The sequence below is a fragment of the Pseudomonas ficuserectae genome, assembly GCF_024584585.1.
Classification (GTDB): Bacteria; Pseudomonadota; Gammaproteobacteria; order Pseudomonadales; family Pseudomonadaceae; genus Aquipseudomonas; species Aquipseudomonas amygdali.
Genome location: NZ_CP085684.1, coordinates 1,480,610 through 1,506,544, shown reverse-complemented (window position 1 = coordinate 1,506,544; position 25,935 = coordinate 1,480,610). Strand labels below are relative to the sequence as shown.

The 25,935-nt window shown below is 58.5% G+C and carries 26 protein-coding genes, 1 pseudogene and 1 riboswitch; of the genes and pseudogenes, 10 read left to right on the top strand and 17 right to left on the bottom strand.

Translation table 11 applies throughout. The features are described 5' to 3' along the window. Positions 1–85 precede the first annotated feature (85 nt). The 3 genes from LJU29_RS06750 to cmoB all read left to right on the top strand — a co-directional run bounded on the left by LJU29_RS06750 (position 86) and on the right by cmoB (position 2,278). Positions 86–478: a protease inhibitor I42 family protein gene (locus LJU29_RS06750; RefSeq protein WP_257111890.1), complete on the top strand. Its 393-nt coding sequence runs from the start codon at positions 86–88 to the stop codon at positions 476–478. 100 nt (positions 479–578) lie between these two features. Beyond that, a complete protein-coding gene (gene cmoA, locus LJU29_RS06745; protein ID WP_005735111.1) occupies positions 579–1,322 on the top strand; it encodes a carboxy-S-adenosyl-L-methionine synthase CmoA in 744 nt (247 codons plus the stop codon). Further along, a complete protein-coding gene (gene cmoB / locus LJU29_RS06740) occupies positions 1,319–2,278 on the top strand; it encodes a tRNA 5-methoxyuridine(34)/uridine 5-oxyacetic acid(34) synthase CmoB (protein WP_002554902.1) in 960 nt (319 codons plus the stop codon). Before cmoA ends, cmoB begins: the two co-directional genes overlap by 4 nt. A gap of 9 nt (positions 2,279–2,287) precedes the next feature. Here cmoB and pdxJ read toward each other — a convergent pair whose 3' ends face one another. From pdxJ to rpoE, 11 genes are all read right to left on the bottom strand, one after another. Continuing rightward, positions 2,288–3,028: a pyridoxine 5'-phosphate synthase gene (gene pdxJ, locus LJU29_RS06735; protein ID WP_005779232.1), complete on the bottom strand. Its 741-nt coding sequence runs from the start codon at positions 3,026–3,028 to the stop codon at positions 2,288–2,290. A gap of 59 nt (positions 3,029–3,087) precedes the next feature. After that, positions 3,088–3,771, bottom strand: coding sequence for a DNA repair protein RecO (gene recO, locus LJU29_RS06730; protein ID WP_002554904.1), 684 nt, complete (start codon positions 3,769–3,771; stop codon positions 3,088–3,090). Between the two features lie 59 nt (positions 3,772–3,830). Beyond that, positions 3,831–4,733 (bottom strand): GTPase Era, encoded by a 903-nt coding sequence (era, locus tag LJU29_RS06725; protein WP_257111889.1) that lies wholly within the window; start codon positions 4,731–4,733, stop codon positions 3,831–3,833. Further along, positions 4,726–5,415 carry a ribonuclease III gene (rnc, locus tag LJU29_RS06720; RefSeq protein ID WP_002554906.1) on the bottom strand — a complete coding sequence of 230 codons (690 nt, stop codon included), beginning with the start codon at positions 5,413–5,415 and terminating at the stop codon, positions 4,726–4,728. The genes era and rnc overlap by 8 nt, the downstream gene beginning before the upstream one ends. Next, positions 5,412–5,789 (bottom strand): DUF4845 domain-containing protein, encoded by a 378-nt coding sequence (locus LJU29_RS06715; protein ID WP_002554907.1) that lies wholly within the window; start codon positions 5,787–5,789, stop codon positions 5,412–5,414. Before LJU29_RS06715 ends, rnc begins: the two co-directional genes overlap by 4 nt. 116 nt (positions 5,790–5,905) lie before the next feature. After that, positions 5,906–6,760 carry a signal peptidase I gene (gene lepB / locus LJU29_RS06710; RefSeq protein WP_002554908.1) on the bottom strand — a complete coding sequence of 285 codons (855 nt, stop codon included), beginning with the start codon at positions 6,758–6,760 and terminating at the stop codon, positions 5,906–5,908. Positions 6,761–6,769: 9 nt separating this feature from the next. Then, positions 6,770–8,566 carry a translation elongation factor 4 gene (gene lepA, locus LJU29_RS06705; RefSeq protein WP_010200891.1) on the bottom strand — a complete coding sequence of 599 codons (1,797 nt, stop codon included), beginning with the start codon at positions 8,564–8,566 and terminating at the stop codon, positions 6,770–6,772. Positions 8,567–8,737: 171 nt separating this feature from the next. After that, positions 8,738–10,162 (bottom strand): DegQ family serine endoprotease, encoded by a 1,425-nt coding sequence (locus LJU29_RS06700; RefSeq protein ID WP_257112693.1) that lies wholly within the window; start codon positions 10,160–10,162, stop codon positions 8,738–8,740. A 298-nt stretch (positions 10,163–10,460) separates the two neighbouring features. Continuing rightward, entirely contained in the window at positions 10,461–11,420 is a 960-nt protein-coding gene (locus LJU29_RS06695) for a MucB/RseB C-terminal domain-containing protein (protein WP_257111888.1), read from the bottom strand. Positions 11,421–11,428: 8 nt separating this feature from the next. Beyond that, the gene (locus LJU29_RS06690) at positions 11,429–12,019 is read right to left on the bottom strand and encodes an anti sigma-E factor RseA C-terminal domain-containing protein (protein ID WP_004658251.1); all 591 of its coding nucleotides are present in this window, start codon (positions 12,017–12,019) and stop codon (positions 11,429–11,431) included. Between the two features lie 33 nt (positions 12,020–12,052). Further along, on the bottom strand, positions 12,053–12,634 hold the full coding sequence (gene rpoE / locus LJU29_RS06685) for an RNA polymerase sigma factor RpoE/AlgU (RefSeq protein WP_002554912.1): 582 nt from the start codon (positions 12,632–12,634) through the stop codon (positions 12,053–12,055). Between the two features lie 497 nt (positions 12,635–13,131). Between rpoE and nadB the strand changes: the two genes are divergently transcribed. Continuing rightward, complete coding sequence (nadB, locus tag LJU29_RS06680) at positions 13,132–14,748, top strand: L-aspartate oxidase (protein ID WP_002554913.1); 1,617 nt, start codon at positions 13,132–13,134, stop codon at positions 14,746–14,748. Here nadB and LJU29_RS06675 read toward each other — a convergent pair. Then, complete coding sequence (locus LJU29_RS06675; RefSeq protein ID WP_054995892.1) at positions 14,717–15,181, bottom strand: protein YgfX; 465 nt, start codon at positions 15,179–15,181, stop codon at positions 14,717–14,719. The two genes, nadB and LJU29_RS06675, sit on opposite strands and share 32 nt — an antisense overlap. Continuing rightward, the gene (locus LJU29_RS06670; RefSeq protein WP_003378499.1) at positions 15,165–15,419 is read right to left on the bottom strand and encodes an FAD assembly factor SdhE; all 255 of its coding nucleotides are present in this window, start codon (positions 15,417–15,419) and stop codon (positions 15,165–15,167) included. Before LJU29_RS06670 ends, LJU29_RS06675 begins: the two co-directional genes overlap by 17 nt. A 153-nt stretch (positions 15,420–15,572) precedes the next feature. Here LJU29_RS06670 and ygfZ point away from each other — a divergent pair, with 153 nt between their 5' ends. Together ygfZ and LJU29_RS06660 are read left to right on the top strand one after the other, a co-directional pair. Continuing rightward, positions 15,573–16,514, top strand: coding sequence for a CAF17-like 4Fe-4S cluster assembly/insertion protein YgfZ (gene ygfZ / locus LJU29_RS06665; protein WP_257111884.1), 942 nt, complete (start codon positions 15,573–15,575; stop codon positions 16,512–16,514). A gap of 114 nt (positions 16,515–16,628) precedes the next feature. Then, entirely contained in the window at positions 16,629–17,450 is an 822-nt protein-coding gene (locus LJU29_RS06660; protein ID WP_002554917.1) for an HDOD domain-containing protein, read from the top strand. Positions 17,451–17,452: 2 nt separating this feature from the next. Here LJU29_RS06660 and tctE read toward each other — a convergent pair whose 3' ends face one another. Both tctE and tctD read right to left on the bottom strand, forming a co-directional pair. Further along, positions 17,453–18,835, bottom strand: coding sequence for a two-component system sensor histidine kinase TctE (gene tctE / locus LJU29_RS06655; RefSeq protein ID WP_004664052.1), 1,383 nt, complete (start codon positions 18,833–18,835; stop codon positions 17,453–17,455). Then, positions 18,828–19,499, bottom strand: coding sequence for a two-component system response regulator TctD (gene tctD / locus LJU29_RS06650; protein WP_002554918.1), 672 nt, complete (start codon positions 19,497–19,499; stop codon positions 18,828–18,830). Before tctD ends, tctE begins: the two co-directional genes overlap by 8 nt. A 480-nt stretch (positions 19,500–19,979) precedes the next feature. On the opposite strand from tctD, the gene LJU29_RS06645 reads away from it, so the two are divergent. The 4 genes and pseudogenes from LJU29_RS06645 (at position 19,980) to LJU29_RS06630 (ending at position 24,024) form a co-directional block, all read left to right on the top strand. Further along, entirely contained in the window at positions 19,980–20,960 is a 981-nt protein-coding gene (locus tag LJU29_RS06645) for a Bug family tripartite tricarboxylate transporter substrate binding protein (protein ID WP_257111882.1), read from the top strand. A 62-nt stretch (positions 20,961–21,022) separates the two neighbouring features. After that, on the top strand, positions 21,023–21,481 hold the full coding sequence (locus LJU29_RS06640; protein ID WP_005746607.1) for a tripartite tricarboxylate transporter TctB family protein: 459 nt from the start codon (positions 21,023–21,025) through the stop codon (positions 21,479–21,481). A gap of 1 nt (position 21,482) precedes the next feature. Beyond that, positions 21,483–22,997: a tripartite tricarboxylate transporter permease gene (locus LJU29_RS06635; protein ID WP_002554921.1), complete on the top strand. Its 1,515-nt coding sequence runs from the start codon at positions 21,483–21,485 to the stop codon at positions 22,995–22,997. Then, positions 22,990–24,024: pseudogene (locus LJU29_RS06630) on the top strand (AbrB family transcriptional regulator). Before LJU29_RS06635 ends, LJU29_RS06630 begins: the two are co-directional and overlap by 8 nt. A gap of 21 nt (positions 24,025–24,045) precedes the next feature. On the opposite strand, the gene ung reads toward LJU29_RS06630, so the two are convergent. Together ung and LJU29_RS06620 are read right to left on the bottom strand one after the other, a co-directional pair. Continuing rightward, positions 24,046–24,738 carry a uracil-DNA glycosylase gene (gene ung, locus LJU29_RS06625; protein ID WP_002554923.1) on the bottom strand — a complete coding sequence of 231 codons (693 nt, stop codon included), beginning with the start codon at positions 24,736–24,738 and terminating at the stop codon, positions 24,046–24,048. A 192-nt stretch (positions 24,739–24,930) separates the two neighbouring features. Then, positions 24,931–25,338, bottom strand: coding sequence for a hypothetical protein (locus tag LJU29_RS06620; protein ID WP_005735129.1), 408 nt, complete (start codon positions 25,336–25,338; stop codon positions 24,931–24,933). A 479-nt stretch (positions 25,339–25,817) separates the two neighbouring features. Then, positions 25,818–25,920, top strand: a riboswitch (guanidine-I (ykkC/yxkD leader). Positions 25,921–25,935: the final 15 nt, after the last annotated feature.

Genomic DNA, 25,935 nt, shown 5'->3' with positions numbered 1-25,935 from the left:
ATCCTGAGCGGTATACCTGCCGTACTCCCCCCTAAAACCCTGATCGGTTATCCTTGCGCCTCGTCTCGCAAAACCGGAACTTGCCATGACCCCTGTTCGTTTTCTTGCACCGTTGAGCCTTGCGCTGCTGACGGCCTGCGCGCAAACACCGAAAAACATCGTGTCCATCGAGGCTGAAAACGACTGCCCACTGACGCTCCAGAGCGGACAGACGCTGATCCTCACCCTGCCCAGCAACCCGACAACCGGCTTTCGCTGGCTGACCCAAAACCCGGCGCAGAACATCCTGCGCAGCCTCGGGCCGGAGGTGTATGCCAACGCCGAGAGCAAGGAGATGGTCGGCAGCGGCGGGCAGTCAGTCTGGCGCTACAAGGCAACCGACGCAGGGACCGGGCGACTGGTGATGACCTACCAGCAGCCGTGGGCTCCGGAAGTGGCGCCGGAGCAGACTTTCGAATGCACAATCACGGTGAACTGACCGTTTGCCCGCGGCTTGTCCGAAGGCACCCGCTGCACCATGCATCACAGCGACAACTTGGCTAGAATGCCCGCTTTTCAAAGCCTTCGCCGGAACCGCCGTGAGCAAAGAAACCGACCGCATTTTCGCCCAGCCACTGGCCCAGGTGCCTGACTTCGCCTTCAACGAAGACGTGGTGCGGGTTTTCCCGGACATGATCAAACGCTCGGTGCCCGGCTACCCGACGATTGTCGAAAACCTCGGCGTACTTGCCGCGCAGTTCGCCCAGCCGGATACCGTACTTTACGACCTTGGCAGTTCGCTGGGTGCCGTGACTCAAGCCTTGCGTCGCCATGTACGCAGCGAAGGCTGTGAAGTCATTGCGATAGATAACTCCAGTGCGATGGTCGAGCGCTGCCGTGAGTACCTCAATGCGCAGAACTCCATGTTTCAGGAGCTGTTGCCGGTGCAGGTCATCGAAGGTGACATTCTGGCGCTGGAGTTCAAGCCCGCGTCGGTGGTCGCGCTTAACTTCACCCTGCAATTCATTGCCCCCGAGCAGCGCCTGACATTGCTCGGGCGCATTCGTGATGCGCTGGTGCCAGGCGGCGCGTTGATCCTTTCGGAGAAACTGCGTTTTGATGACGAACAGGAGCATGCGCTGCTGACGGATCTGCACATCGCTTTCAAGCGCGCCAACGGCTACAGCGATCTGGAAATTGCCCAGAAGCGCAGTGCCATCGAAAACGTGATGAAGCCCGACAGCCTGGAAGAACATCGCCAACGTCTGCTCGCCGCCGGTTTTTCCAAGGTGGTGCCCTGGTTTCAATGCCTTAACTTCACCTCGTTGATTGCCCTGCCATGATTGATCTCGCTCCTCTTGTCCGCCGTCTGGCGGGAACCCCTCTGGCGGATTGGGCAAACGGCTTGCAAGCCCAGCTTGATACGAAAATGGCCAAGGGTCATGGTGACTTGCAGCGCTGGCAAAGTGCGCTGGATGCGCTTCCAGACCTGCAACCCGAGCGAATCGATCTGCTCGATAGCTTTACCCTGCAAGCCGAGTGCAACGGCGAAACCCGAACCGTGCTGCGCAAGGCGTTATTAGGCCTGTCGCCTTGGCGCAAAGGGCCGTTCAATGTGTTCGGCGTACATATCGACACCGAATGGCGCTCGGACTGGAAGTGGTCACGGGTATCGCCGCATCTGGACCTGAAGGGCAAACGGGTTCTGGATGTTGGTTGCGGCAACGGCTATTACCAGTGGCGCATGCTCGGTGCCGGGGCTGACAGCGTGATTGGTGTTGACCCCAACTGGCTGTTCTTCTGCCAGTTTCAGGCCATGCAGCGCTACCTGCCTGACCTTCCTGCCTGGCATCTGCCCTTCGCACTTGAGGACTTGCCAGCCAACCTGGAAGGCTTCGATACGGTGTTCTCAATGGGGGTGCTGTATCACCGCAAATCGCCCATCGACCATTTGCTGGCCTTGAAAGACTGCCTAGTAAAAGGCGGCGAGCTGGTGATGGAAACTTTGGTAGTGCCGGGCGATGTTCATCAGGTGCTGGTGCCGGAGGACCGTTACGCACAGATGCGCAATGTCTGGTTCCTGCCGTCGGTGCCCGCGCTGGAACTGTGGATGCGCCGCGCCGGTTTCACGGATGTGCGCTGCGTCGACGTCAGCCATACGACGATCGAGGAACAGCGCAGCACCGAATGGATGCGCTTCCAGTCACTGAGCGACTATCTGGACCCTGCCGATCACAGCAAGACCGTCGAAGGCTTGCCAGCGCCGATGCGCGCTGTGATTGTGGGGCGCAAGCCTTGATCAGGACGACTACCGAGCGGCCGCCACGATCAGCGCTTTCATTTCTGCCACCGCCGCTTTGAACCCTACGAACAGAGCATGAGCCACCAACGCGTGGCCGATGTTCAGTTCGTTGATGCCCTTGATCGCGGCGACTGCTTCGACGTTATGATAATGCAGGCCGTGACCGGCGTTGACGATCAAGCCCTGAGCTACGCCGAACGCTACTCCATCGGCTATTCGCTGCAGTTCTTCGGCGACTTCAGTCGGGGTCTGAGCATCGGCATAGCGACCGGTATGCAGTTCAATGGCAGGTGCACCGACGCGCTTTGAAGCGGCGATCTGGCGCTCATCGGCGTCGATAAACAACGAGACCTCGCAGCCGATTTTCGCCAGCCGCTCGACCGCTGACTTGATCCGCGCTTCCTGGCCCGCGACGTCCAGCCCGCCTTCGGTAGTCAGCTCTTGGCGTGTCTCCGGCACCAGGCAGATATGCGCAGGACGAATGCGCTCGGCAAACGCGAGCATTTCTTCGGTCACGCCCATCTCGAAATTCATGCGGGTCTGCAGCACGTCCTTGAGCAGCAAGACGTCACGTTCCTGAATATGCCGACGGTCTTCACGCAGGTGAACGGTGATGCCGTCGGCACCTGCCTCTTCGGCGTCCAGTGCTGCCTTGACCGGGTCCGGATAGCGCGTGCCACGAGCCTGACGCAAGGTGGCTACATGGTCGATATTCACGCCGAGAAGGATGCGAGTGCTTTGGGTCACGGTGGTCTCCAGAAAAATGAGCGAGCTGGTCGAAGCAGGCTGTAGAGAATAAAGCCTGATCAAGGCTTGCGAAACAGTTCACGACTGACTAACGGGCGACCGCCCAAGTGTACCGCCAACGCCTGACGCATCAGACGCTTGGCAGCAGACAACGCACCGGGGACGCTCCAGTCCGCTTCGGACATGGCCAGCAATTCTGCGCCTTGAAACAGGCCGGGCTGAAGCAGGTAAACACGCTCAAGCCCGGCATCCACTTGCAGGCGGTACATGCCATCAATTGCCAGCGGCTCGCCGTTGATGTCGGCGTCCATGGCAAAGCCGTAGCCCAGATCATCCAGCAACCGCCATTCGAACGAACGCAGCAACGGTTCCAGCGGACGGCCCAGTGCGAGGGCCAGCAATGTGGCGGCGTAATGTTCGAATACGGCTGGATGCGGATCTTCGGCAGGCAACAGGCGAATCAGCAGTTCGTTGAGGTACATGCCGCTGAACAGCGCCTCGCCGGTCATCCAGGTAGCAACGCCTGCGCTTTCCATGCGGCCGACATTCTTGAGTTCGCCACGCCCTCGAAACTCGACTTCAAGCGGCACGAACGGACGTGCCAGCGAGCCTGCCTTGCCTTTGGCACTGCGTAGCACTGCACGTAGCCGCCCTTGGGGCGTGAGGAAATCGACCAGCGCGCTGTTTTCGCGATACGCACGGCTATGGAGCACATAAGCAGGTTGGCCGGTGGGCGCGCTCATCAGGCTGGCTCGAAAGAGAAGTGTTCGCCCAACCGCAGAGGGTCAGGCGAAAGGGCAGCTTAGAGGTCGCCGTAGCCGAGCGAGCGAAGGGCGCGCTCGTCATCGGACCAGCCACCTTTGACCTTGACCCACAGGTTAAGCATGACTTTGGAGTCGAACAGCAGCTCCATGTCGCGACGCGCATCACTGCCAATGCGCTTGATACGGTCGCCCTTGTCGCCAATGATGATTTTCTTCTGCCCGTCACGCTCGACGAGAATCAGCGCATGGATATGCAGGGTGCGGCCCTGCTGCTTGAACTCTTCGATCTCGACAGTGATCTGGTACGGAAGCTCGGCACCCAACTGACGCATGATCTTCTCGCGAACCAGCTCGGCAGCCAGAAAGCGGCTGCTGCGATCAGTGATCTGATCTTCCGGGAAGAAGTGATCATTTTCGGGCAGGTGCGAGGCAATCACGCTTTCCAGCGCTTCCAGGTTGTGGCCATGCTGCGCGGAGATAGGCACGATGCACGCATTCGGCAGTTGGCCTTGCAGCCACTCCAAGTGCGGCATCAGATCGCTCTTGTCTTCAATGCGATCGGTTTTGTTGATCGCCAGAATGACCGGGCCTTGCACGTACTGAACACGCTCCAGAACCATCTGGTCTTCGTCGGTCCAGCGGGTGCGATCCACGACGAAGATCACCACGTCGACGTCTTTCAACGCAGCCGAAGCAGTCTTGTTCATGTAGCGGTTGAGCGCTTTCTCGCCATTCTTGTGCATGCCGGGAGTGTCGACATAGATCGCCTGCACGGCACCCTCGGTCTTGATCCCGAGCATGTTGTGACGCGTGGTCTGCGGCTTGCGCGAGGTGATCGCCAGCTTTTGACCCAGAATATGGTTGAGCAGCGTGGACTTGCCTACGTTGGGACGGCCGACAATGGCAACATAGCCACAGCGTGTTGCGGTTGTATCATTCATGACCGTTCTCCACGCCCAGGGCAATAAGTGCTGCTGCTGCGGCTACCTGTTCGGCAATCCGGCGGCTGACACCCTGTCCTCGGCTTTTTTCATTCAATAGGTTGATCTCGCATTCGACGAAAAACGTCCGGCAATGCGGTTCACCCTGGATATCCACCACCTCGTAACGCGGCAGCTCGCAGGCCCGCGACTGGAGAAATTCCTGCAGTCGGGTCTTGGGGTCCTTGTTGGTGTCTACCAGCGTCAGGCTATCGAACTCGGTCGTCAGCCAGGCCAGAACGCGCTCGCGCGCAGCCTCCATGCCAGCGTCCAGGTAGATCGCCCCGATCAGCGCTTCAAGGGCGTCGGCGAGAATCGACTCGCGACGGAAACCACCGCTTTTCAGCTCGCCGGAACCCAGACGAAGGTACTCGCCCAGATCGAAACCACGGGCCAGCAACGCAAGGGTTTCACCCTTCACCAGGCGCGCACGCAAGCGCGACAACTGGCCTTCGCGGGCCTGAGGGAAGCGTTCGAACAACGCCTCACCCGCCACGAAGTTGAGAATGGCATCACCGAGAAATTCCAGACGCTCGTTGTTGCGACCGGCAAAACTGCGATGGGTCAGGGCCAGGACCATCAGTTCCTGATCCTTGAAGGTATAGCCGAGCTGACGCTCAAGGCGGCTCAAGGATACGCTCACGGTTTACCCACACTGAATTGCTTGTCGAACTTCATCACCAGATCGATGTTCTGGAACCACGGTTCACGCTGCTCATAGTTCAAATGAGCCTTGAACGCATTGTTCTCCACCGTCACTTTCAACGCCTTGTTCAAATCTATATCCCGAATGCTGTTGACCTGCATGTTCTTACCGACATAACCGTAGAAATCGTCGACCGTGGTAATGTCCAGGGCCTGATTGGTGTCGACCGTTTCGATGATTTTCTTCATCGTCATATAGTCGAGGTAATGCGGGACCAGCTTGAAGGCCGTGCTCGTCGCGAACGCGACAAGCGCCAGCACCAACAGCCATCCCACTAGCGAAAAACCTTTTTGAGAAGTAGAGAACGTCATGTTCGACTTCAACCTCGAGAGTTCACTGCCTGCCCGACCGGGTCGACTCAGGGTTCAGAGGCGTTTCCAGTCAGCCCAAATGACATACGGCGCTGCTCCAGGCAGCGCCGCATCGATTACTTGATCAACCCTACGCGTGCAAAATTAGGGAAGTGGCTCAATTTCGGCTCCGGCCAGCTCATCCAGACGGCGAACGCCTTGCCTACGATGTTCTTGTCCGGGACCATGCCCAGTTCGTCCTTGGGAATATTGGGATCATCCCAATAACGGCTGTCATTCGAGTTGTCGCGGTTGTCGCCCATCATGAAGTAGTGCGCCGCAGGCACCGTCCATTCACTGTCAGGCGGCGCGCGGTATCGGCTCATTTCCTGACGGATCTGATGTTCGACTGCGCCCAGTTGTTCTTCGTACAGTTCTGCACTGCCCAGTGTACCGGGCTCGGTGCCGATCAGCTTCTTGGCAACCAGCTCACCGTTGATGAACAACCGCTTGTCGCTGGTATAGCGAATGCGATCACCCGGCAGACCGACGACACGCTTGATGTAGTTGACGCTTGGGTCGCTTGGGTAGCGGAACACCATCACATCGCCACGCTGCGGATCACCGAGCTGGATGACCTTCTGATCCAGTACCGGCAGGCGGATGCCATAAGCGAACTTGTTGACCAGAATGAAATCACCCACATCCAGCGTCGGCTTCATGGAGCCCGAAGGAATCTGGAACGGCTCTACCAGAAACGAGCGGAGCACCAGCACGATAAACAACACCGGAAAGAACGATTTGCCGTACTCAACCAGCAAAGGCTCTTTGTTCAAGCGCTCTACGACAGCAATGTCAGGTTCGCCGACGCTTCCCTGATAGTTCGAAATGGCAGCCCGGCGACGAGGCGCCAGGATGACCAGATCAATCAGTGCAAGCACGCCACAGACGAACACAGCGATGACCAACAACAGCGGAAAATTTAGTGACATAGGACCTGACTATTCCAACCTGAGCACTGCGAGGAAGGCTTCCTGTGGAATTTCCACGTTACCGACCTGCTTCATGCGTTTCTTACCGGCCTTTTGCTTCTCCAGCAATTTACGCTTGCGGCTGACGTCGCCGCCGTAGCATTTGGCCAGTACGTTTTTTCTAAGCGCCTTGACGGTTGTCCGGGCCACGATCTGACCGCCAATGGCGGCCTGAATTGCCACGTCGAACATTTGTCGAGGGATCAGCTCTTTCATCTTCTCGGTCAACGCACGCCCTTTGTAATGAGCGTTGTCGCGGTGAACGATCAATGCCAGGGCATCGACCTTCTCGGCGTTGATCAGAACGTCGAGCTTGACCAGGTTGGCCGACTGGTAACGATCAAAATGATAATCCAGGGAAGCATAACCGCGGCTGACAGACTTGAGACGATCGAAGAAGTCCAGAACCACTTCGTTCATCGGCAAATCGTAGCTCACCTGAACCTGGGTGCCGAGGAACAGCATGTCGTGCTGTACACCACGTTTTTCGATGCACAACGTAATGACGTTGCCCAGGTGCTCCTGCGGCACAAGAATATTTGCGCGAACGATAGGCTCGCGCATGTCTTCGATGGACGACAGGTCAGGCAGTTTGGACGGGTTATCGACATAAATCGTTTCGCCGGTCTTCAGCAACAGCTCGAAGATTACGGTTGGCGCGGTGGTGATCAGGTCGAGATTGTATTCACGCTCAAGACGCTCCTGGATGATCTCCATGTGGAGCATGCCGAGGAAGCCACAACGGAAGCCGAAGCCCAGTGCATCGGAGCTTTCCGGCAGGTATTGCAGCGAAGAGTCATTCAGCGTCAGCTTTTGCAGGGCTTCACGGAAGTCTTCGAAATCGTCCGAGCTGACCGGGAACAGGCCGGCGTATACCTGAGGCTGGATACGCTTGAAACCGGGCAGCACGTCTACATCGGGCGTGGTGCTCAGGGTCAGGGTGTCACCAACCGGCGCGCCGTGAATGTCCTTGATGCCGGCAATGATAAAGCCCACTTCGCCGGCTTTCAGATCAACGGTTGCCGTGTGCTTGGGGTTGAACACGCCAACGCTGTCGACCAGATGCAGCTTGCCGGTGGACTTGACGAGGATCTTGTCGCCTTTCTTGACGCGACCGTGGCGCACGCGCACCAGAGACACGACGCCCAGGTAATTGTCGAACCAGGAATCGATGATCAACGCTTGCAGCGGATCTTCGATGTTGCCGGTCGGTGCGGGAATGGTTGCTACCAGACGCTCGAGGACCTCGTCCACGCCCATGCCGCTCTTGGCGCTGCACGCCACGGCATCGGTGGCGTCGATACCGATGATCTTCTCGATCTCTTCCTTGACGCGGTCCGGATCGGCCTGCGGCAAGTCCATCTTGTTCAATACCGGCATGACCTCTAGGCCCTGCTCGATGGCGGTGTAGCAGTTGGCGACCGATTGAGCCTCGACGCCCTGCCCTGCATCGACCACCAGCAATGCACCTTCGCACGCGGCCAGCGAACGGCTGACTTCATAGGTGAAGTCGACGTGCCCCGGGGTGTCAATGAAGTTCAACTGGTAGGTGATACCGTCTTTGGCCTTGTAATACAGGGTAACGCTATGGGCCTTGATGGTGATCCCGCGCTCGCGCTCAAGATCCATGGAGTCGAGCACCTGGGCTTCCATTTCGCGCTCGGACAGCCCGCCGCACATTTGAATGAAGCGGTCGGCCAGCGTCGACTTGCCATGGTCAATGTGGGCGATGATGGAGAAATTGCGGATATGACTCAAATCACTCACGGATCAACACTCAAAAAGGTTGCAGGCAGATTGCCCGCCGAAAAATAGCCGGGAATTGTACCTGAACTAAGCAAGAGGCGTCACGCTTACAGGTACCCGGATAGGCGCAAGGTAAACAAACAGGTACAAAAAAGGGTGGCCGCAGCCACCCTTCCCGGTCAAACCGCCCTGTTACTCGGACAGCTTGAAGGTGATGAAGGTCGCACGGCCCTGACGCAGAACACGCATCGAAACAGAGCGATCCTTGGGCAGGCTTTTCGCCACCTCAGTGAACTGCTTACTGGACGTAATCGCCTGGTTGTTCAGATGAGTGATCACATCACCCGGCTGCAGGCCAATCAGCGAAGCCGGACCACCTGTGACTTCCTTGATGGCCACACCGCCCTTGAGGTCCAGGGATTTCTTCTGCTCGGCAGTCAGTTCGATCACCGACACGCCCAGACGGTTGCTGCTGCGTTCGGCGCCTGTACCAGCAACATCGCCCATTTCCTGACCTTCGTCAGGCAGCGCGCCAACAGTGACCGTCAGCTTCTGACGCTTGCCGTCGCGAATCACTTCAAGTTCGGCCTTACTGCCGTCCTTGAGGTTGCCTATCAAGTGCGGCAGGTCAGCCGACATGATGATTGGCTGACCGTTGGCACTCAGAATCACGTCGCCAACCTGCAGGCCACCCTTGGCAGCCGGGCCATCTTCAAGCACCTGAGCAACCAACGCACCGGCAGGCTTGTCCAGACCAAACGATTCGGCAAGGTCCTTGTTCACTTCCTGAATAACCACACCCAACCAGCCACGGCTGACTTTGCCGCTGGCCTTGAGCTGGTTGGCCACATCCATGGCGACGTCAATCGGAATCGCGAACGACAGCCCCATGAAACCACCGGAGCGGGTAAATATCTGCGAGTTGATCCCGACTACCTCACCCGCCATGTTGAACAGCGGGCCACCCGAGTTACCCGGGTTGATGGCCACGTCAGTCTGAATGAACGGCACATACGTGTCGTTTGGCAGACTACGACCCTTGGCGCTGACAATGCCTTTGGTCACGGAGTGATCGAAGCCGAATGGCGAGCCGATCGCCAGCACCCACTCACCCACCTTGAGCGTATTGGAGTTGCCCAGTTTCGCTGTAGGGAGGTCCTTGCCGTCAATTTTCAGAACCGCAACGTCGGTGCGCGAGTCGGTACCGATCAGCTTGGCTTTCAACTCGCTGCGATCGGAAAGGCGCACAAGAATCTCGTCGGCACCATCGATCACATGATTATTGGTCAGAATGTAACCATCGGGGGAAATGATAAAGCCCGAGCCCAGTGACTGGGCTTCGCGCTGACGATCACCCTTGCCAGCTCCGGGCGGACGCGACCCTGGCGGCATGCTGCGCTCGAGAAATTCGCGCAGCATGGGCGGCAAGCCTTCCAGGTCAGGCATCTGCTGATTGGCTACGGCGCGATCACGCAGTTTCTGGCGCGTACTGATATTCACCACTGCTGGCGAGGCCTGCTCGACCAGCCCGGTAAAATCCGGCAGGTTCTCGGCTTGAGCCGTAGCAACCTGGCCGAGCATGAGCACAGCGGCAATCAGTGAAAAGTAGGACTTCATGCGTGGTATCGACATATAGCTCCCGTTGGTAACGAGCAAAAAATTAAGCAGTACAAGCAACTGACTCAAAGACCTCAAGCAGCGATGCTCATCTCTGGATCAGCGACATGGCCTCTGGAAACGACAAAAGGCCAAAGCTGCGAGGCTGTGACCTATAGAAAAAAACCAGAGTTTTTGCAACGTGCAAACCTCACCAAACATTTCAGTACCTGCGCCCAGGCCAGGTTGAATGCGCCCTGGCGACTCTTGAAACCCAGGATGAAAATTTTTACATCCTGGAATTCGTGACTTCAAATGTTTATTTTTTGGCTGGAGATTCGTCGTTACGCATCGACAAGGCTATACGCTCGGCGGTGCCCATCGGTATTTCTCCGACGACCGTCACCATCATGTCGCCCTGCGGTGTTGTGAGACGACGCGAGACCGCCACTGTCGGGCCTAGCTGAGTGCGAATATCAGAAGATGCGCCGCCTTTCACTGCCTCGATGAACACTGAAAAACGCGCCAGACCGTCGCCATACATCAGATGGGTAACGGAGGATTGCGTGGAGGAGTCCTTGCGCACACCACTGCTGCTGACGTCGAAACCAGGCGGCAGCCAATCAGAATGCCATGCCACAGAACTTATGGACGGCTCAGGCTTGGCTTTCAACACAGACACGGGCTTGCAGTCGGCGCTAGTCTTGAGCATTTGCTCGGACAGAACGCCGGCGGTATCAAGATCGGTAAACTGGAAACGTTCGAGCAGTTGCCCCTTCTCGCTCAACAGAAGCGACTTGAGCACAAGACCGGTTTCGTTATCCAGGTGAAGTTCAAGGCCGTATCGATGCTGGTCCTTGGGGGACAGCGCAACGATAGTAGCCTGACGACCGGCCACTCTGGATTTTCCGACAATTTTTATGTCGTACCAAGCGGAAAGTCTTTTGACATCGAATGCGCGGGCAGATGAGTCGGCCGGATTGGCCACACCCGCTTCAAGCGTGCCGCTGACGCACTGTGTAAGCCCGTCAACACGCAGAAATTCCTGAGCAGAGCCATCAAGCTGCAACAAACGCTCCTGAACATGCCCATCCGCTATGCGGTGCCAGATTCGATGGGTAGAAAAACTACCATTGCGTTCGTATACAAAGGTGCCTTGATAGCTCTGCTGCTGATCAACCTTGGCAAGACGATTGATTGCGTCTTGCGCATCATCAGCCTGTACCGGGAGGGCAAGCCATCCACCAAGCAGTAATGGCAGTAGAGGGACGGCTCGCATGATCCTCCTTAACGGTTTTCCAGACTCGCAGCACGTGCGTAAGGCAGCGCGCTTTCAGTACCTTTCAACGCTGCTTCCTGGGCGTGCTGACGCAGGTAGCCAGGCAGACGTTGATCACCTTGACCAGCACCCTGCAACACGCCGTTGGCCATAGGGCCAGGCGCCTGCTCGGTACTTTCAGTGTAGCCAGCCAGTACGGCAGGGCCTTTCACTTGTGGAACAGTCAGGTTGGCAGGCTGTTGGGTCTGCTGTGCCAGTTGTGCACCGGCGATATCGTCCTGGTTGTACAGGCGGACACCGGCCAGAACAGCTACGGTAACCGACGCTGCAACAGCCAGACGACCCAGCGTGCGCCAAGGTCCACGTGCTGCTTTGAGCGGGCTGACTTCATCGGCGATCGCGGCAGATACAGCAGCCGAAATATCCAGATGCGGGATCAGCAGCTCTTTGTGCATAGCTGCACGAGCAACTTGGTAACGCGACCAGGTAGCGCGAGTATCGGCATCGTCAATGGCATTCAATACCCGACGTAATTCCAGTTCGTCCGCTTCGTTATCCAGTACCGCGGACAGCGATTCCTGCAGGGCTTCACGACTCATGGCGGGTTCCTCTCTTGGGCTATCGCCGCTGTCTCAGGATTCCTGCAACAACGGCTGCAGGGCTTTATCGATGGCTTCCCGAGCGCGAAAGATCCGAGAGCGCACGGTACCAACAGGACACTGCATGACGCTCGCAATGTCTTCATAACTCAGACCATCGAATTCACGTAAAGTTAGCGCCGTACGTAAATCTTCTGGGAGAAGCTGGATGGTCCGATGGACGGTGCCCTCGATCTCATCTCTCAACAATGCACGTTCCGGAGACTCGATGTCCTTGAGGCCATGATCGCCGTCGTAGAACTCCGCGTCTTCAGACCTTACATCGCTATCCGGTGGACGCCGACCTCGCGACACCAAATAGTTTTTCGCCGTGTTAATGGCGATGCGATACAGCCAGGTATAAAAAGCACTGTCACCGCGAAAGTTTCCGAGAGCACGGTAAGCCTTGATAAAGGCTTCCTGTGCAACGTCCTGAGCCTCATGGGTGTCGTGCACGAATCGCACGATCAACCCTAGAATTTTGTGCTGATACTTCAGCACCAACAGATCAAATGCTCGCGTATCGCCACGCTGTACGCGCTCGACAAGCTGCTGATCCTCTTCCTGGGTTAGCATGAACACTCCTCGTTAAGCATGAAGGAGTGCTGCAACTGACATTGTTCAGGCTCGCAAACATAGACTCGGGCTTTTCGCAAAAGTTCTCCCCCTTCAAGCAAGTTTCCTGCGGGCCATCGTAAAGCCTGCACGAAAAACGCAGCGCGACACGGTCGGCTGCGTGAATAGTCTTGTCGCCGGTTTCGCAGTTGATGATCACTTATCTAACCCTGCGAAAACGACGCTGTTCCTGTGTAGGCAACCTGCTATTGAGCATGGATCCTGGCAAAAAGTTCCATTGGCACAATCACAGGCGTGAGCCGCAGACTGCACAAAGTTCTTTGAAATCAGTGCGCTGGAGCATTTCCAGTAACAGATAACAGGGAAAACAATATGCATGACATCCGGGACTGGAGCACAATCCATACCCGCTGTGGTCTCACATTGCCATGTAGGCGTGGCTATTGTGCCGTTACCCCAATACTTATACTAGTGGTCGCCAAGGGCAGAATTCGCAGATGAGTCAACATTTTCAGCATGACGTACTGGTAATTGGCAGTGGCGCTGCCGGATTGAGCCTGGCACTGACGCTTCCCGGACACCTGAGCATCGCAGTGCTGAGCAAAGGCGATCTGGCCAATGGCTCGACATTCTGGGCCCAGGGCGGTGTGGCAGCAGTACTGGATGACACCGATACCGTACAGTCTCATGTTGAAGACACGCTGAATGCCGGCGGCGGCCTTTGCAACGAAGAAGCAGTGCGTTTCACCGTCGAGCACAGCCGCGAGGCCATTCAGTGGCTGATCGATCAGGGCGTGCCTTTCACTCGGGGCGATGACGCAGATACCGACGAAAGCGGCTTTGAATTCCACCTGACACGCGAAGGCGGCCACAGCCACAGGCGGATCATCCACGCCGCCGATGCCACAGGCGCAGCGATCTTTCGTACCCTGCTTGAACAAGCCCGTAAACGGCCGAACATCGAACTGCTCGAACAGCGCGCCGCCATCGACCTGATCACCGAACGCCGTCTCGGGCTGGAAGGCCAGCGCTGCCTGGGCGCTTATGTACTCAATCGCAACAGCGGTGAAGTGGACACCTACGGCGCGCGCTTTACCATCCTCGCGTCAGGTGGCGCTGCCAAGGTTTATCTGTACACCAGCAACCCCGACGGTGCCTGCGGCGATGGCATCGCCATGGCCTGGCGTTCCGGTTGCCGGGTGGCGAATCTGGAATTCAACCAATTTCACCCCACCTGCCTGTATCACCCCCAGGCCAAGAGTTTTCTGATCACCGAAGCACTTCGCGGTGAAGGCGCCTACCTCAAGCTGCCCAGCGGCGAACGTTTTATGCCACGGTTCGACGAACGGGCAGAACTGGCCCCTCGCGATATTGTTGCCCGTGCGATAGACCACGAAATGAAGCGACTGGGTATCGACTGCGTTTATCTGGACATCAGCCACAAACCGGAAGCCTTCATCAAGACCCACTTTCCAACCGTCTACGAGCGCTGCCTGGAGTTCTCCATCGACATCACTCGTCAGCCGATTCCGGTGGTCCCGGCGGCGCATTACACCTGTGGTGGTGTCATGGTAGACAGCAAGGGCCACACCGACGTGCCTGGCCTGTACGCCATCGGCGAGACCAGCTTCACCGGCCTGCACGGTGCCAACCGCATGGCCAGCAACTCACTGCTGGAGTGCTTCGTGTATGCCCGCTCGGCAGCGGCAGACATCGAGCAGCAACTGGCCGACGTACAGATGCCCACCGACCTTCCGGCGTGGGACGCCAGCCAGGTCACTGATTCGGACGAAGACGTGATCATCGCGCACAACTGGGATGAACTGAGACGATTCATGTGGGACTACGTCGGCATTGTGCGTACCAACAAGCGCCTGCAACGCGCTCAGCACCGTGTGCGTTTGTTGCTGGATGAGATCGACGAGTTCTACAGCAACTACAAGGTCAGCCGTGACCTGATCGAGTTGCGCAACCTGGCGCAGGTGGCGGAACTGATGATCTGCTCGGCCATGCAGCGCAAGGAAAGCCGTGGCCTGCATTACACGCTGGACTATCCCGACATGTTGCCGGAGGCGCTGGACACTATTCTGGTACCGCCCACTTACGTCGGCTGAACTTCAGGCGTACACGCAGACGCCTGTGCGTGTCCAGCGTGAGCGCATCAAACGGGATGCAGCAGCTTTTTATCGAGCGGCCCGGCCGGCCTGCGACAATCGGGCGAAAACGCAGAATCACGACCAACGGTAACGCGAGGCTGTCCGGACATAACTGCACGGGCTGCCAGCCGTCGCGTTGATTCCACAATTGCCAGCCTTGACGATCGCGCTTCAGCGCGGTGAAGGCTGCCGGATGACTGAGCAGGATCGAGCGCGGCAACGTCCAGGCAGCATGCATCAGGCAGAACAGCACACCCAGTACCAACGCCAACGAAGCGATGTTCAGCCAGGACAACGCGATCAGCGCCAGCAACTGAACAGCGAGATACGCCGTCAATAGCAGGCGCGAGGCCTGCCAGTGACATTCAAATCGATCACTTGGGCTGGACACGATCCAGAATCATGCGAACCATACGTTGCAATTCAGCATCCTCGGACTCGGCGCGCTGCATGAACCAGCCGAACATGTCCTGATCTTCACAAGTGAGCAAACGGCGATACAGATCGCGGTCCACGTCATTCAAATGCGGATAGACCTCCCGGACAAACGGCACCAGCAGCACGTCCAGTTCAAGCATGCCACGGCGGCTGTGCCAGTAAAGGCGGTTGAGTTCGACGTCTTCGACCATGGAGCGCTCCTCAAAGTAGGCGGCAAGTATACAGCCGTGAGCCGGGCACGCGAATCTTGCAATGGTCGCAGCAGTTTTCACGTACCCCGTATGCATAACCTCGACTCGGCACTATGATGTGCCCCCGGACTTTTTTCCCAATCTGCGATGACCATGACCCAAAAAGCTTTTTTCTGCACGCTATCCCATGAGGGCGTTCTCGCCGTTCGCGGCGTGGATGCCAGCAAGTTTCTTCAGGGTCAGCTGACGTGCAACCTCAATTATCTGAATGAAGACAAGTCCAGCCTCGGTGCCCGCTGCACGCAGAAGGGCCGGATGCAGTCGAGTTTTCGCATCGTTTTCGAAGGCGACGGTTGCCTGCTGGCGATGGCCAGCGAGCTGATCGAGCCGCAACTGCTGGACCTGCGTAAATACGCAGTGTTCTCCAAATCGAAACTGACTGACGAAAGCGCAGAATGGGTGCGCTTCGGCCTGCAGGATGGCGACAGTGCCCTGGTCGGCCTGGGCCTGGACCAGGCGCAGGAAACCGATGCGGTGGTACGAGCCAATGAGCTCATCGCAATCCGCGTCTCCCCGGGCCGCGCCGAACTCTGGGTACGCGCCGGGCAGGCAGACAGCGTCAAATCGCAGCTGGCTTCGCAGTTGAGCGAAGGCCCGCTCAATGACTGGTTGCTGGGTCAGATACGGGCCGGCATCGGCCAGGTATTTGGCAGCACCCGCGAGGAGTTCATCCCGCAGATGATCAACCTGCAGGCGGTCGGCGGCGTCAGCTTCAAGAAGGGCTGCTACACCGGCCAGGAAATCGTTGCGCGCATGCAATACCTGGGCAAACTCAAACGCAGGCTCTACCGCCTGACGCTGAGCAGCGAAGAAATCCCCGAGCCGGGTACGGCACTGTTTTCGCCGGTACACGCCAGCGCGGTGGGCAACGTGGTCATCGCCGCACAGTCCGGCCAGAATGTTGAACTGCTCGCCGTATTGCAGGGCGATGCGGCAGAAAATGGCCATATAAATCTTGGCTCGCCAGAAGGCGCAGCGCTGCAAATGAGTGATCTGCCCTACATACTGGACAGCAAACTCGAAACTCAGCGCTAAGCCAGACGAACACATTCAGGTTCCTAGTGTCTTTAGAGCGTTCCAGTGCACATGCTGGCGCTCTGCGGAGCGCGCGGAAAACTCTGGACACCCCCAACGGCTGCGAGATGCAACATGAGCAAGATGGCTGACGAGGTGCAGAGAAACTTGATCAAGGCCATCGACAGAGATGCCTTGTTTCTGCCTACCCTGCCGGAAGTAGCACTGAGAATTCGCCTTGCCGCCGAAGACACCGAAATCAGCATTTCGGCCCTGAGCAAGGTCATCGGTAGCGATACAGCCCTTTCCGCACGCCTGATAAAGGTCGCGAACAGCCCTCTGCTGCGCCCGAATTTTGAAGTCAGCGACGTTACCACCGCGGTTCGGCGCCTGGGCGTCAATTACACCTGTAATCTGGCTATCGGCCTGGTGGTCGAGCAGATGTTCCACGCGAAGTCTCCCGTCATCGAGCAGAAGATGCGCGATATCTGGAAGCAGAGCCTGCAGGTTGCCGGCATCAGTTACACCCTGTGTCAGAACTACACGAATCTCAAACCCGACCAGGCCACACTCGCCGGGCTGATCCACTTGATCGGGATTCTGCCGATCCTGACGTATGCCGAAGACCATTACGAGCTGCTGGCTGATCCGATCAGCCTCAACCACGTGATCGACAGCATTCACCCGGTCATTGGCGAACGCCTGCTGCGCTCATGGGACTTTCCCGAGCCGCTGGCCTGCGTGCCGATTCAGTTCCAGAACTTCGCGCGCGTATCGAAAAGTCCGGACTACACAGATCTGGTGCAGATCGCCACAGTGCATATTCACAGGAACACCGACCACCCCTTCAGCCTCATCGAGATGGTCGACCTGCCTGCGTTCAGCCAACTGAGGCTTGCCAGGGCTGAAGGCATGCTGAGCGCCCAGATGGACGAAGCGAAGAGCATGCTCTACTAGGATCAGGGCGCACTGAAACTGACCCGAACCTTCAAACCCCGCTCGGCACCATCGTGCAAGGTGATTCTGGCCAGATGCGCACGGCAGATCTCACCCACAATAGCCAGACCGAGCCCGGCACCGCTGCCCTGCTGACTGCGACGGTAGAAACGCTCGAAGACCCGCTCACGCTCATCTGCCGGAATGCCGGGGCCATCATCCTCGACCTCCAGAACACCCGGCGCATACACCCGCAACACCACGTTACCGCCCGGTGAAGTGTGAGCCAGCGCATTGTCGATCAGGTTGCTCAGCAGTTCGTTCAGCAACGTCGGCTCGCCACGCAGCCAGACCGGCTCGTCAGCCTCCAGCGCCAGCGCGACGCCGCGTGAATGAGCCAACGGCGCCATGGCCATGCCCAGCTCTCTTGCCAGCTGGCTGAGGTCCAGTTGTTGCGCGCCACCTTCGGCAATGGCCCGCGCGCCGTTTTCAATCCGCGCCAGTGACAGCAACTGATTGGCCAGATGCGTGAGCCGATCCGTGCCCAGTGCGGCTGATTCCAGCGTACTGCGCCAGTGTTGCGGGTCGCGCTCGCGCAGGCCCAGCTCAACCCGCGCCTTGAGCGCGGCCAGCGGCGTGCGCAGTTCATGGGCAGCATCGGCGATGAACTGCGCCTGGCGCTCGAACTGCAGGCGCAGCCGCTCGGTAAAGTGGTTCAGCGCCCCCACCAGCGGACGTAGTTCATGCTGCACCTCAACCATTGGCAGCGAGCGCAGATCATCCGGCTGACGCTCTTCGACTGCGGTGCGCAAGCGTTCCAGCGGTCGCAATGCCGCGCTGACCGTGAACCAGACCAGCAGCAGCGCGCCCCCTCCGAGCATGCCCAGGCGCAGCAATGTGTCGGCCATCAGGCTGCGCGCCATACCCTTGCGCGCCTCCTGGGTTTCGGCAACACGAATTTCAGCCGTGCCGTTCATGCCCGGATCAGTCACTGGCTTGAGCAGGCTGACCACACGTACATCCTGCCCTTGATAAATCCCGTTATAAAACTTCGCCAGCGCAGGGTAATCATCGGTACGCAAGGTGCCCGGTGGCGGCGAAGGCAGATTTTCATAACCGGAAATCAGCTTCTGATGGATGTCATTGACCTGGTAATAGATTCGTCCTTCGCTGTCGTAGGCAAAGGTATCCAGCGCCACATAGGGAATGTCGGCGCTCAGCGTGCCATCACGCTGGGTCAGACCAGCAGCGATGGTCCGCGCTGAAGCCAGCAACGTGCGGTCGTAGGCGGTATCGGCCACTTCGCGGCCATTCCAGTAAGCGCTCATGCCGCTGGCCAGCATCAACACCACCAGCAGCAACGCCAGGTTCCACAACAGCCGCCAGCGCAGGCTGTCGTTAATCATCGCGGCTTTCAAGCAGATACCCCAGACCCCGAAAGGTCACGATGGCCACAGAATGCCCGTCGAGCTTCTTGCGCAGGCGATGGACGTAGATTTCGATGGCGTCAGGGCTGGCCTCCTCGTCGAGGCCGAACACTTGCGCGGCCAGTTGCTCCTTGCTCATCACCCGACCTGGCCGGGCAATGAGCGCTTCCAGCACCGCCTGTTCGCGAGACGTCAGGGCCAGCAGTTCCTCGCCGAGCGTGAAACGCCGGGTGTCCAGATCATAGGCCAGTACGCCGCAGCGCTGTTGCCGCTCGCCACCCAGTACGCTGCGACGCAGCAATGCCTTGACCCTGGCCTCCAGCTCGGACAGCTCGAAAGGCTTGGCCAGGTAGTCGTCGGCCCCCAGGTTCAGGCCATGAACGCGATCCTTGACGTCGCTGCGCGCGGTCAGCATCAACACCGGAAGGTTTTTGCTGCGCGCCCGCAGACGCGCCAGCACTTCAAAGCCGTCCATACGCGGCAAGCCGACGTCGAGAATGGCGACGGCGTATTCCTCGCTGCTCAACGCCAGGTCGGCGGCAACGCCATCATGCAGTACATCAACGGTCAAACCTGCGCTTTTGAGCGCCTGCGCGACACTTTCAGCCAATTGCAGATGATCTTCCACAAGAAGAACACGCATCGCCGTCTCCTGATTGTCACTGTTGTTATCGATCTGGGCATCGAGGCTTGTGGCGGTGGAGTTTACAGGCAGGCCGCCGCCTGTGAAGGACAGAAACGATTCGCGGCCCTTCAATTGCGACATGAAAGGTAGCTGAAAGGTTTGCGAAAGGTTCGTCATTTAGCATCGCCAGACGACCCGGCAAAAGGGTACGTACAAAACAGGCGCCCGGATGCGTCTGGACAATAAAAACAATAAATCGCTAAACGGAGTCACGTCATGTCTACGCCAGCCCAGGCTTGCCAGTCCATTGAGCACAGCCCGTCGCGTTTTTCCCCGCACCCGTCGCGCCCCTGCTCCACCTTCCAGCAAAACATCAGCGCACACCGCTGTACCGATGGCACTTGCGTGTCAGCCAACAGGTCTCGTGGTGCGCGAGACAAAAGCATCTGCTGAACAACTTCTCTCTTCCAAAAACAAAAATATCTCTGGAGACTGAACATGAAATCCCCTCTGCGTCAGATAGCCGCCACCGCCGCCTGCATGCTGGTTGCCAGCCAGTTGTTTGCTGCCGAGCCAAAGCGTCCGGAATGCATTGCACCCGCCTCACCAGGTGGCGGATTCGACTTGACCTGCAAGCTGGTGCAAAGCGCGCTGATCAACGAAAAGATTCTGACCTCGCCCATGCGCGTGACCTACATGCCTAGGGGCGTCGGCGCAGTGGCCTACAACGCAGTTGTAGCTCAGCGCCCCGCAGATGCTGGCACGCTGGTCGCGTGGTCCAGCGGCTCGCTACTCAATCTGGCGCAGGGCAAATTCGGCCGTTTCGATGAAAACGCAGTACGCTGGCTCGCCGCCGTGGGCACAAGCTATGGCGCCATTGCAGTGAAGAGCGACTCGCCATACAAGAACCTCGACGATCTGGTCAAAGCGCTCAAGGCCGACCCGAGCAAGGTAGTCATCGGCTCAGGCGGCACCGTAGGCAGCCAGGACTGGATGCAGACCGCATTGATCGCCAAGGCCGCAGACATCAACCCGCGCGCCTTGCGTTATGTCGCGCTGGAGGGCGGTGGGGAAATCGCTACTGCCCTGCTTGGCGGCCACATTCAGGTGGGCAGTACCGACATCTCCGACTCCATGCCGCATATTTTGAGTGGCGACATGCGCCTGCTCGCCGTATTCGCCGAGAAGCGCATCGACGAACCCGAAATGAAAGACATCCCCACCGCCAAGGAGCAGGGCTACGACATCGTCTGGCCTGTGGTGCGTGGCTTCTACCTCGGGCCGAAGGTCAGCGACGAAGACTACAACTGGTGGAAAGCCTCGTTCGACAAGATCCTGGCCTCTGAAGACTTCGCCAAACTGCGTGATCAGCGCGAGCTGTTCCCCTTCGCCATGACCGGCGCGGAGCTGGACACCTACGTCAAGAAGCAGGTTGCCGACTACAAACTGATGGCCAAGGAATTCGGCCTGATTCAGTAATTGAACTCAATTGACTGACGTTAAGTTGCGCCCGCACAGCGGGCGCGGCTCAGGAGCTTCTCATGGTCATACAACGCATTTTTGCTGCCGTACTGCTACTGGCATGCGCAGGTCTGGCCCTTATGGCCTGGCCTTATCAAGCGCCGTTCTCCTATGAACCGGTCGGACCACGCGCTTTCCCGCTGCTGATGCTCGGGTTGATGGGTGCCGCCCTGCTGTACCTGCTGATTCGGCCCACACCCATTGTCCACACCGAGGAAGAACCGGCACTGGACCGTGAAACCCTGATCAAGATTGGCGCATGCATCATTCTGCTGCTGATATTCGCCGGGCTGTTCGAACCCCTGGGCTTCATCCTCAGCAGCATCCTGATCGGCATTCCCATGGCACGCCTGTATGGCGGACGCTGGCTCCCGAGCGTGGTGGTGGTGATTCTGATGAGCGTCGGCCTTTACCTGTTATTCGACAAGGCCATGGACGTTCCCTTGCCTTTAGGCCTGCTCAGCGTTCTGGAGAACTGACATGGATACTTTCAGCTACCTGGGCCAGGGGTTCGGCGTCGCCCTCACCCCTTACAACCTGATTACCGCACTGTCCGGCACATTGATTGGTACCGTCGTCGGCCTGCTGCCGGGGCTTGGGCCTATCAACGGGGTGGCGCTGCTGATCCCCATTGCCTTTGCGCTGGGCCTGCCGCCTGAATCGGCACTGATTCTGTTAGCGGCCGTGTACCTGGGCTGTGAATACGGCGGACGTATCAGTTCGATCCTGCTGAACATTCCGGGCGAAGCGTCCACCGTCATGACCACGCTGGACGGCTATCCAATGGCACGCCAGGGGCTGGCCGGCGTCGCTCTGTCGCTGTCAGCATGGAGTTCGTTCATCGGTGCATTCATCGCCACTTGCGGCATGGTGCTGTTCGCGCCGTTGCTCGCCAAGTGGGCGATTGCCTTCGGTCCGGCGGAATATTTCGTACTGATGGTGTTCGCCATCGTCTGCCTGGGCGGCATGGCCGGTGACAGGCCATTGAAGACATTCATTGCCGCGCTGATCGGGCTTTTCCTGTCTGCGGTAGGCATTGATGCCAACAGCGGGGTGTACCGTTTTACGGGCGACAACATTCATCTGACCGACGGCATTCAGTTCGTGGTGCTGGTCCTGGGTCTGTTTTCAATCAGTGAAATCCTGTTGCTGCTGGAAAAGACCCATCGCGGCCAAGAGGCGGTCAAGGCCACTGGGCGCATGATGTTCAACGTCAAGGAAGCCGCTGCCGTGTTCGTGGTGAACATTCGCTGCGGTCTGCTGGGCTTCATTCTTGGCGTACTGCCGGGTGCCGGTGCGACACTGGCCAGCGCAGTCGCTTACATGACGGAAAAACGCATCGCCGGCCCTGGCGGCAAGTTTGGCCAGGGCGACATGCGCGGTCTGGCAGCTCCCGAGACCGCCATCGGGGCAACCGCTTGCGGCGCATTGGTGCCGATGCTGACGCTGGGTGTTCCGGGCTCGGGCACCACGGCGGTGATGATCGGCGCGTTGTCGCTGTACAACATCACGCCCGGTCCGATGCTGTTTCAACAGCAACCGGACATCGTATGGGGCCTGATCGCTTCGTTGTTCATCGCCAACATCATGCTGGTGATCCTCAACATCCCGATGATCCGTATCTTCACGCGCATCCTCGCCGTGCCGAACTGGGCGCTGGTCCCGGTGATTGCGATCATCACCGGGATCGGCGTGTATGCAGTGCACGCTACCACCTTCGACCTGTTCCTGATGGTTGGCATCGGCATCTTCGGTTACATCCTGCGCAAGCTGGATTTCCCGCTGTCGCCGATTCTGCTCGGTTTCATCCTTGGTGGTCTGATGGAGCAGAACCTGCGGCGCGCCCTGTCGATCTCCAACGGCGAACTGGGGATTCTCTGGGCCAGCCCGATCACCCTCGGGGTCTGGGTGGTGACCGTGTTCATGCTGCTGTTTCCGCTGATCCGTATCTGGCGCAAGCGCGCAAAACAGCAGGCTGCCGCAACGCATGGCTGATTCGTCACTGCGTCAATGGTGGGCAACGCCGCTGGTCGGTCTGCTCGGCGGCTACCTCGCCAGCCAGGTTGGCTGGCCGCTGCCGTGGATGGTTGGCTCGTTGCTGGCAATCATCCTGGTGCGCTGCCTGACACCCTGGCAACTGGCGCAGATTCCGGGTGGTCGTAAATGCGGGCAACTGATCATCGGTATCGGCATCGGTCTGCATTTCACGCCAGTGGTTATCGAGCAGGTGCTCGCGCATTTCGGGCTGATTTTCATCGGCGCGCTGGTCACCAGTCTGTCGTGTCTGGTTGGCGTCTGGCTGATGCTGCGCACCGGAGAAGATCGCCCTACGGCGTTCTTTTCGAGCATGCCGGGCGGTTCCGGGGAGATGGTCAACCTTGGCGCACGTAACGGTGCAACGCTAAGCAGCGTCGCAGCCGCGCAAAGTCTTCGGGTGCTGGCAGTAGTATTGTGCGTGCCGGCGATCTTCAAATACCTGCTGGGTGACGGTACGCCTTCGCTGCATGCCACAGCGGTCGATTGGCGCTGGCTGGCATTCCTGCTGCCGGTCGGCGCAGCATTGGCCTAGCTGTGGCAACGTCTCAAGCAACCCAACCCGTGGCTGTTCGGCCCTCTGTTGCTCAGTGCCGTAGTGAGCGTGGTCTGGGATCTGAAAATCGGCTTGCCCAACGGTGCCAGCCAGCTGGGTCAGCTACTGATCGGCAGCGGGCTGGGTTGTCATTTCAATCGGGCATTCTTTCGGCGTGCGCCATCGTTTCTGGCGCGTACGCTGTTGGGCACTGCGCTGACCATGTTGATTGCCGCACTGGCTGCGCTGGGGCTGAGCGCCCTCACCCACCTGGACCTGCGCTCACTGACGCTGGGCATGATGCCCGGTGGCATTGCCGAAATGAGCCTGACCGCAGAAGTGCTGCAACTGTCGGTCCCCCTGGTGACGGCCATGCAGGTCATGCGCCTTCTGTTCGTGCTGTTTCTTGCCGAGCCGCTGTACCGGCGCTGGAACAAGCGGTTCGCTGACTGAGCCCAATCAGAAGCACTTTGATCAGAGAACGGGCAAGCGCCAGTCGATTGGCTCGATGCCGTTTTGCTCAAGGTACTTGTTGGCCCGCCCGAAATGCCCGTTACCCAGGAAGCCTTTGTAGGCTGACAACGGCGAAGGATGGACGGAGGTCAGCACCAGGTGCTTGGTCGCATCGACCAGTTTCTGCTTGCTCTGCGCATGAGCGCCCCACAGCAGGAACACCAGATGCGGCTGATGCTCGCTGACCACTTGAATGATCCGGTCCGTGAAGTGCTGCCAGCCTTTTCCCGCATGCGAAGCTGCGTTGGCGCGCTCGACGGTAAGAGTCGTGTTAAGCAACAGCACGCCCTGATCAGCCCATGATTGCAGGCAGCCGTGATTGGGAATGTCGATATTCAGGTCGCGTTTGAGTTCTTTATAGATATTGACCAGTGACGGCGGCGTCGGCACGCCTGGCTGCACCGAGAAACACAGGCCGTGAGCCTGATTCGGACCGTGATACGGGTCCTGACCAAGGATCACCACTTTCACATTGTTGAGCGGCGTCGAATTCAGCGCATTGAAAATCAGCGGCCCAGGCGGATAGATCTCTTTACCCGCGGCATGCTCCTGGCGCAGAAACTCGCGCAACTGCGCCATATAGGGCTGCTCGAATTCATCGCGCAGCGCTTCCTTCCAGCTGGGCTCAAGCTTGATGCGGTCGTCGCTAGTCATGGTTACATCCGGTAAAAACAATGCGCGGACACTAGAAAAGCCCGGCAGCAAAGTCAATGCCGGTTTCTACATGCGCCTTTACGATCGGACGCAGAGCGTCCAGAAAGAAGTGCCGACGCGGAGCGTCGGCACGATAGTCAGTTCGCAGCAGCCAGTTCACCGCTCTGGCATGGCAGTGAGCGCAGGTTTCAGCTACCGATGCCCGCCCCGACCATCACCGCGCCCGCCTCGTCCATGATCACGGCCATCGCGTCCGCCTCGACCGCCATGGTCCTCCCAGCCGCGGTTGCCTCGGTCGCCGCGGAAGCCGTCATTGCGTCCGAAACCACCGTTGCCTCGAAAGCCATCATTACGCCCAAAACCGCCATTGCCGCGAAAGCCGTCGTTTCTCCAGCCATAACCCGGTGGGCGTCCCGGCTGGTAGTAGCGTGGCACTGGCGGCGGCGCGTAATAACGCGGTGCCGGGGCGTAGTAGCGTGGTTGGGTGTAATAGCGTGGCTGAGGCGCTACATAGATGCGCTGCTCCTGATAGTAGGTGGAGCGGTAGCCGTTGTCGTACGCGTAAGCGCCACCGACGACGGTTGTCGGCTGCGTGTACACATCGGATTCGTAGTAACCAGGGCCTGCGTAGCAACCGGCAAGGAAAAGGGTCAGCAACGTGATAAGCAAGGGTCTTCGATACATGGCGGCCTCCTGGACCGCGATTGGGCACGAATCAGCGACGCTGATCGGCGTCCGCCAAAGCGGTTGACGGACAGAAGTTCAGACACCGAAAAGGGAATCTAGTGCGTTGGCGCAGCGTGTAAACCCTACTAAAGATGATGGCCATCCTTCACTCAAGGGCTCTAAAGCCGGGGCATGCAGGCATGTTTCGACTTCCTGCAAAGATGCTACAAAACATTTCAAAGCACTCATGCATCAACACAGTGCGGTTACGCACTAGCACAAGGCGGTTTCCCTCGGGGCTGACCTGCGATGGTCCGGGCAGGCCTTGAAAAACAAAGGCCTTGGCGAGTTGGCACAAGTCTCGCTTGATGAATGGCGTGCAGGAGTCAACACAGGTCGCGGCACCACAATTTGCAATAGCCGACTAGGGTTCCGGCTTGCCGACAGGTAAGTGGCTGGTCCGAGAGTTGGCGACCTCCAGTAGAGGTTACACGGCGGGACAAAAGCCCGGGAGACAGGGACACCAGTGGT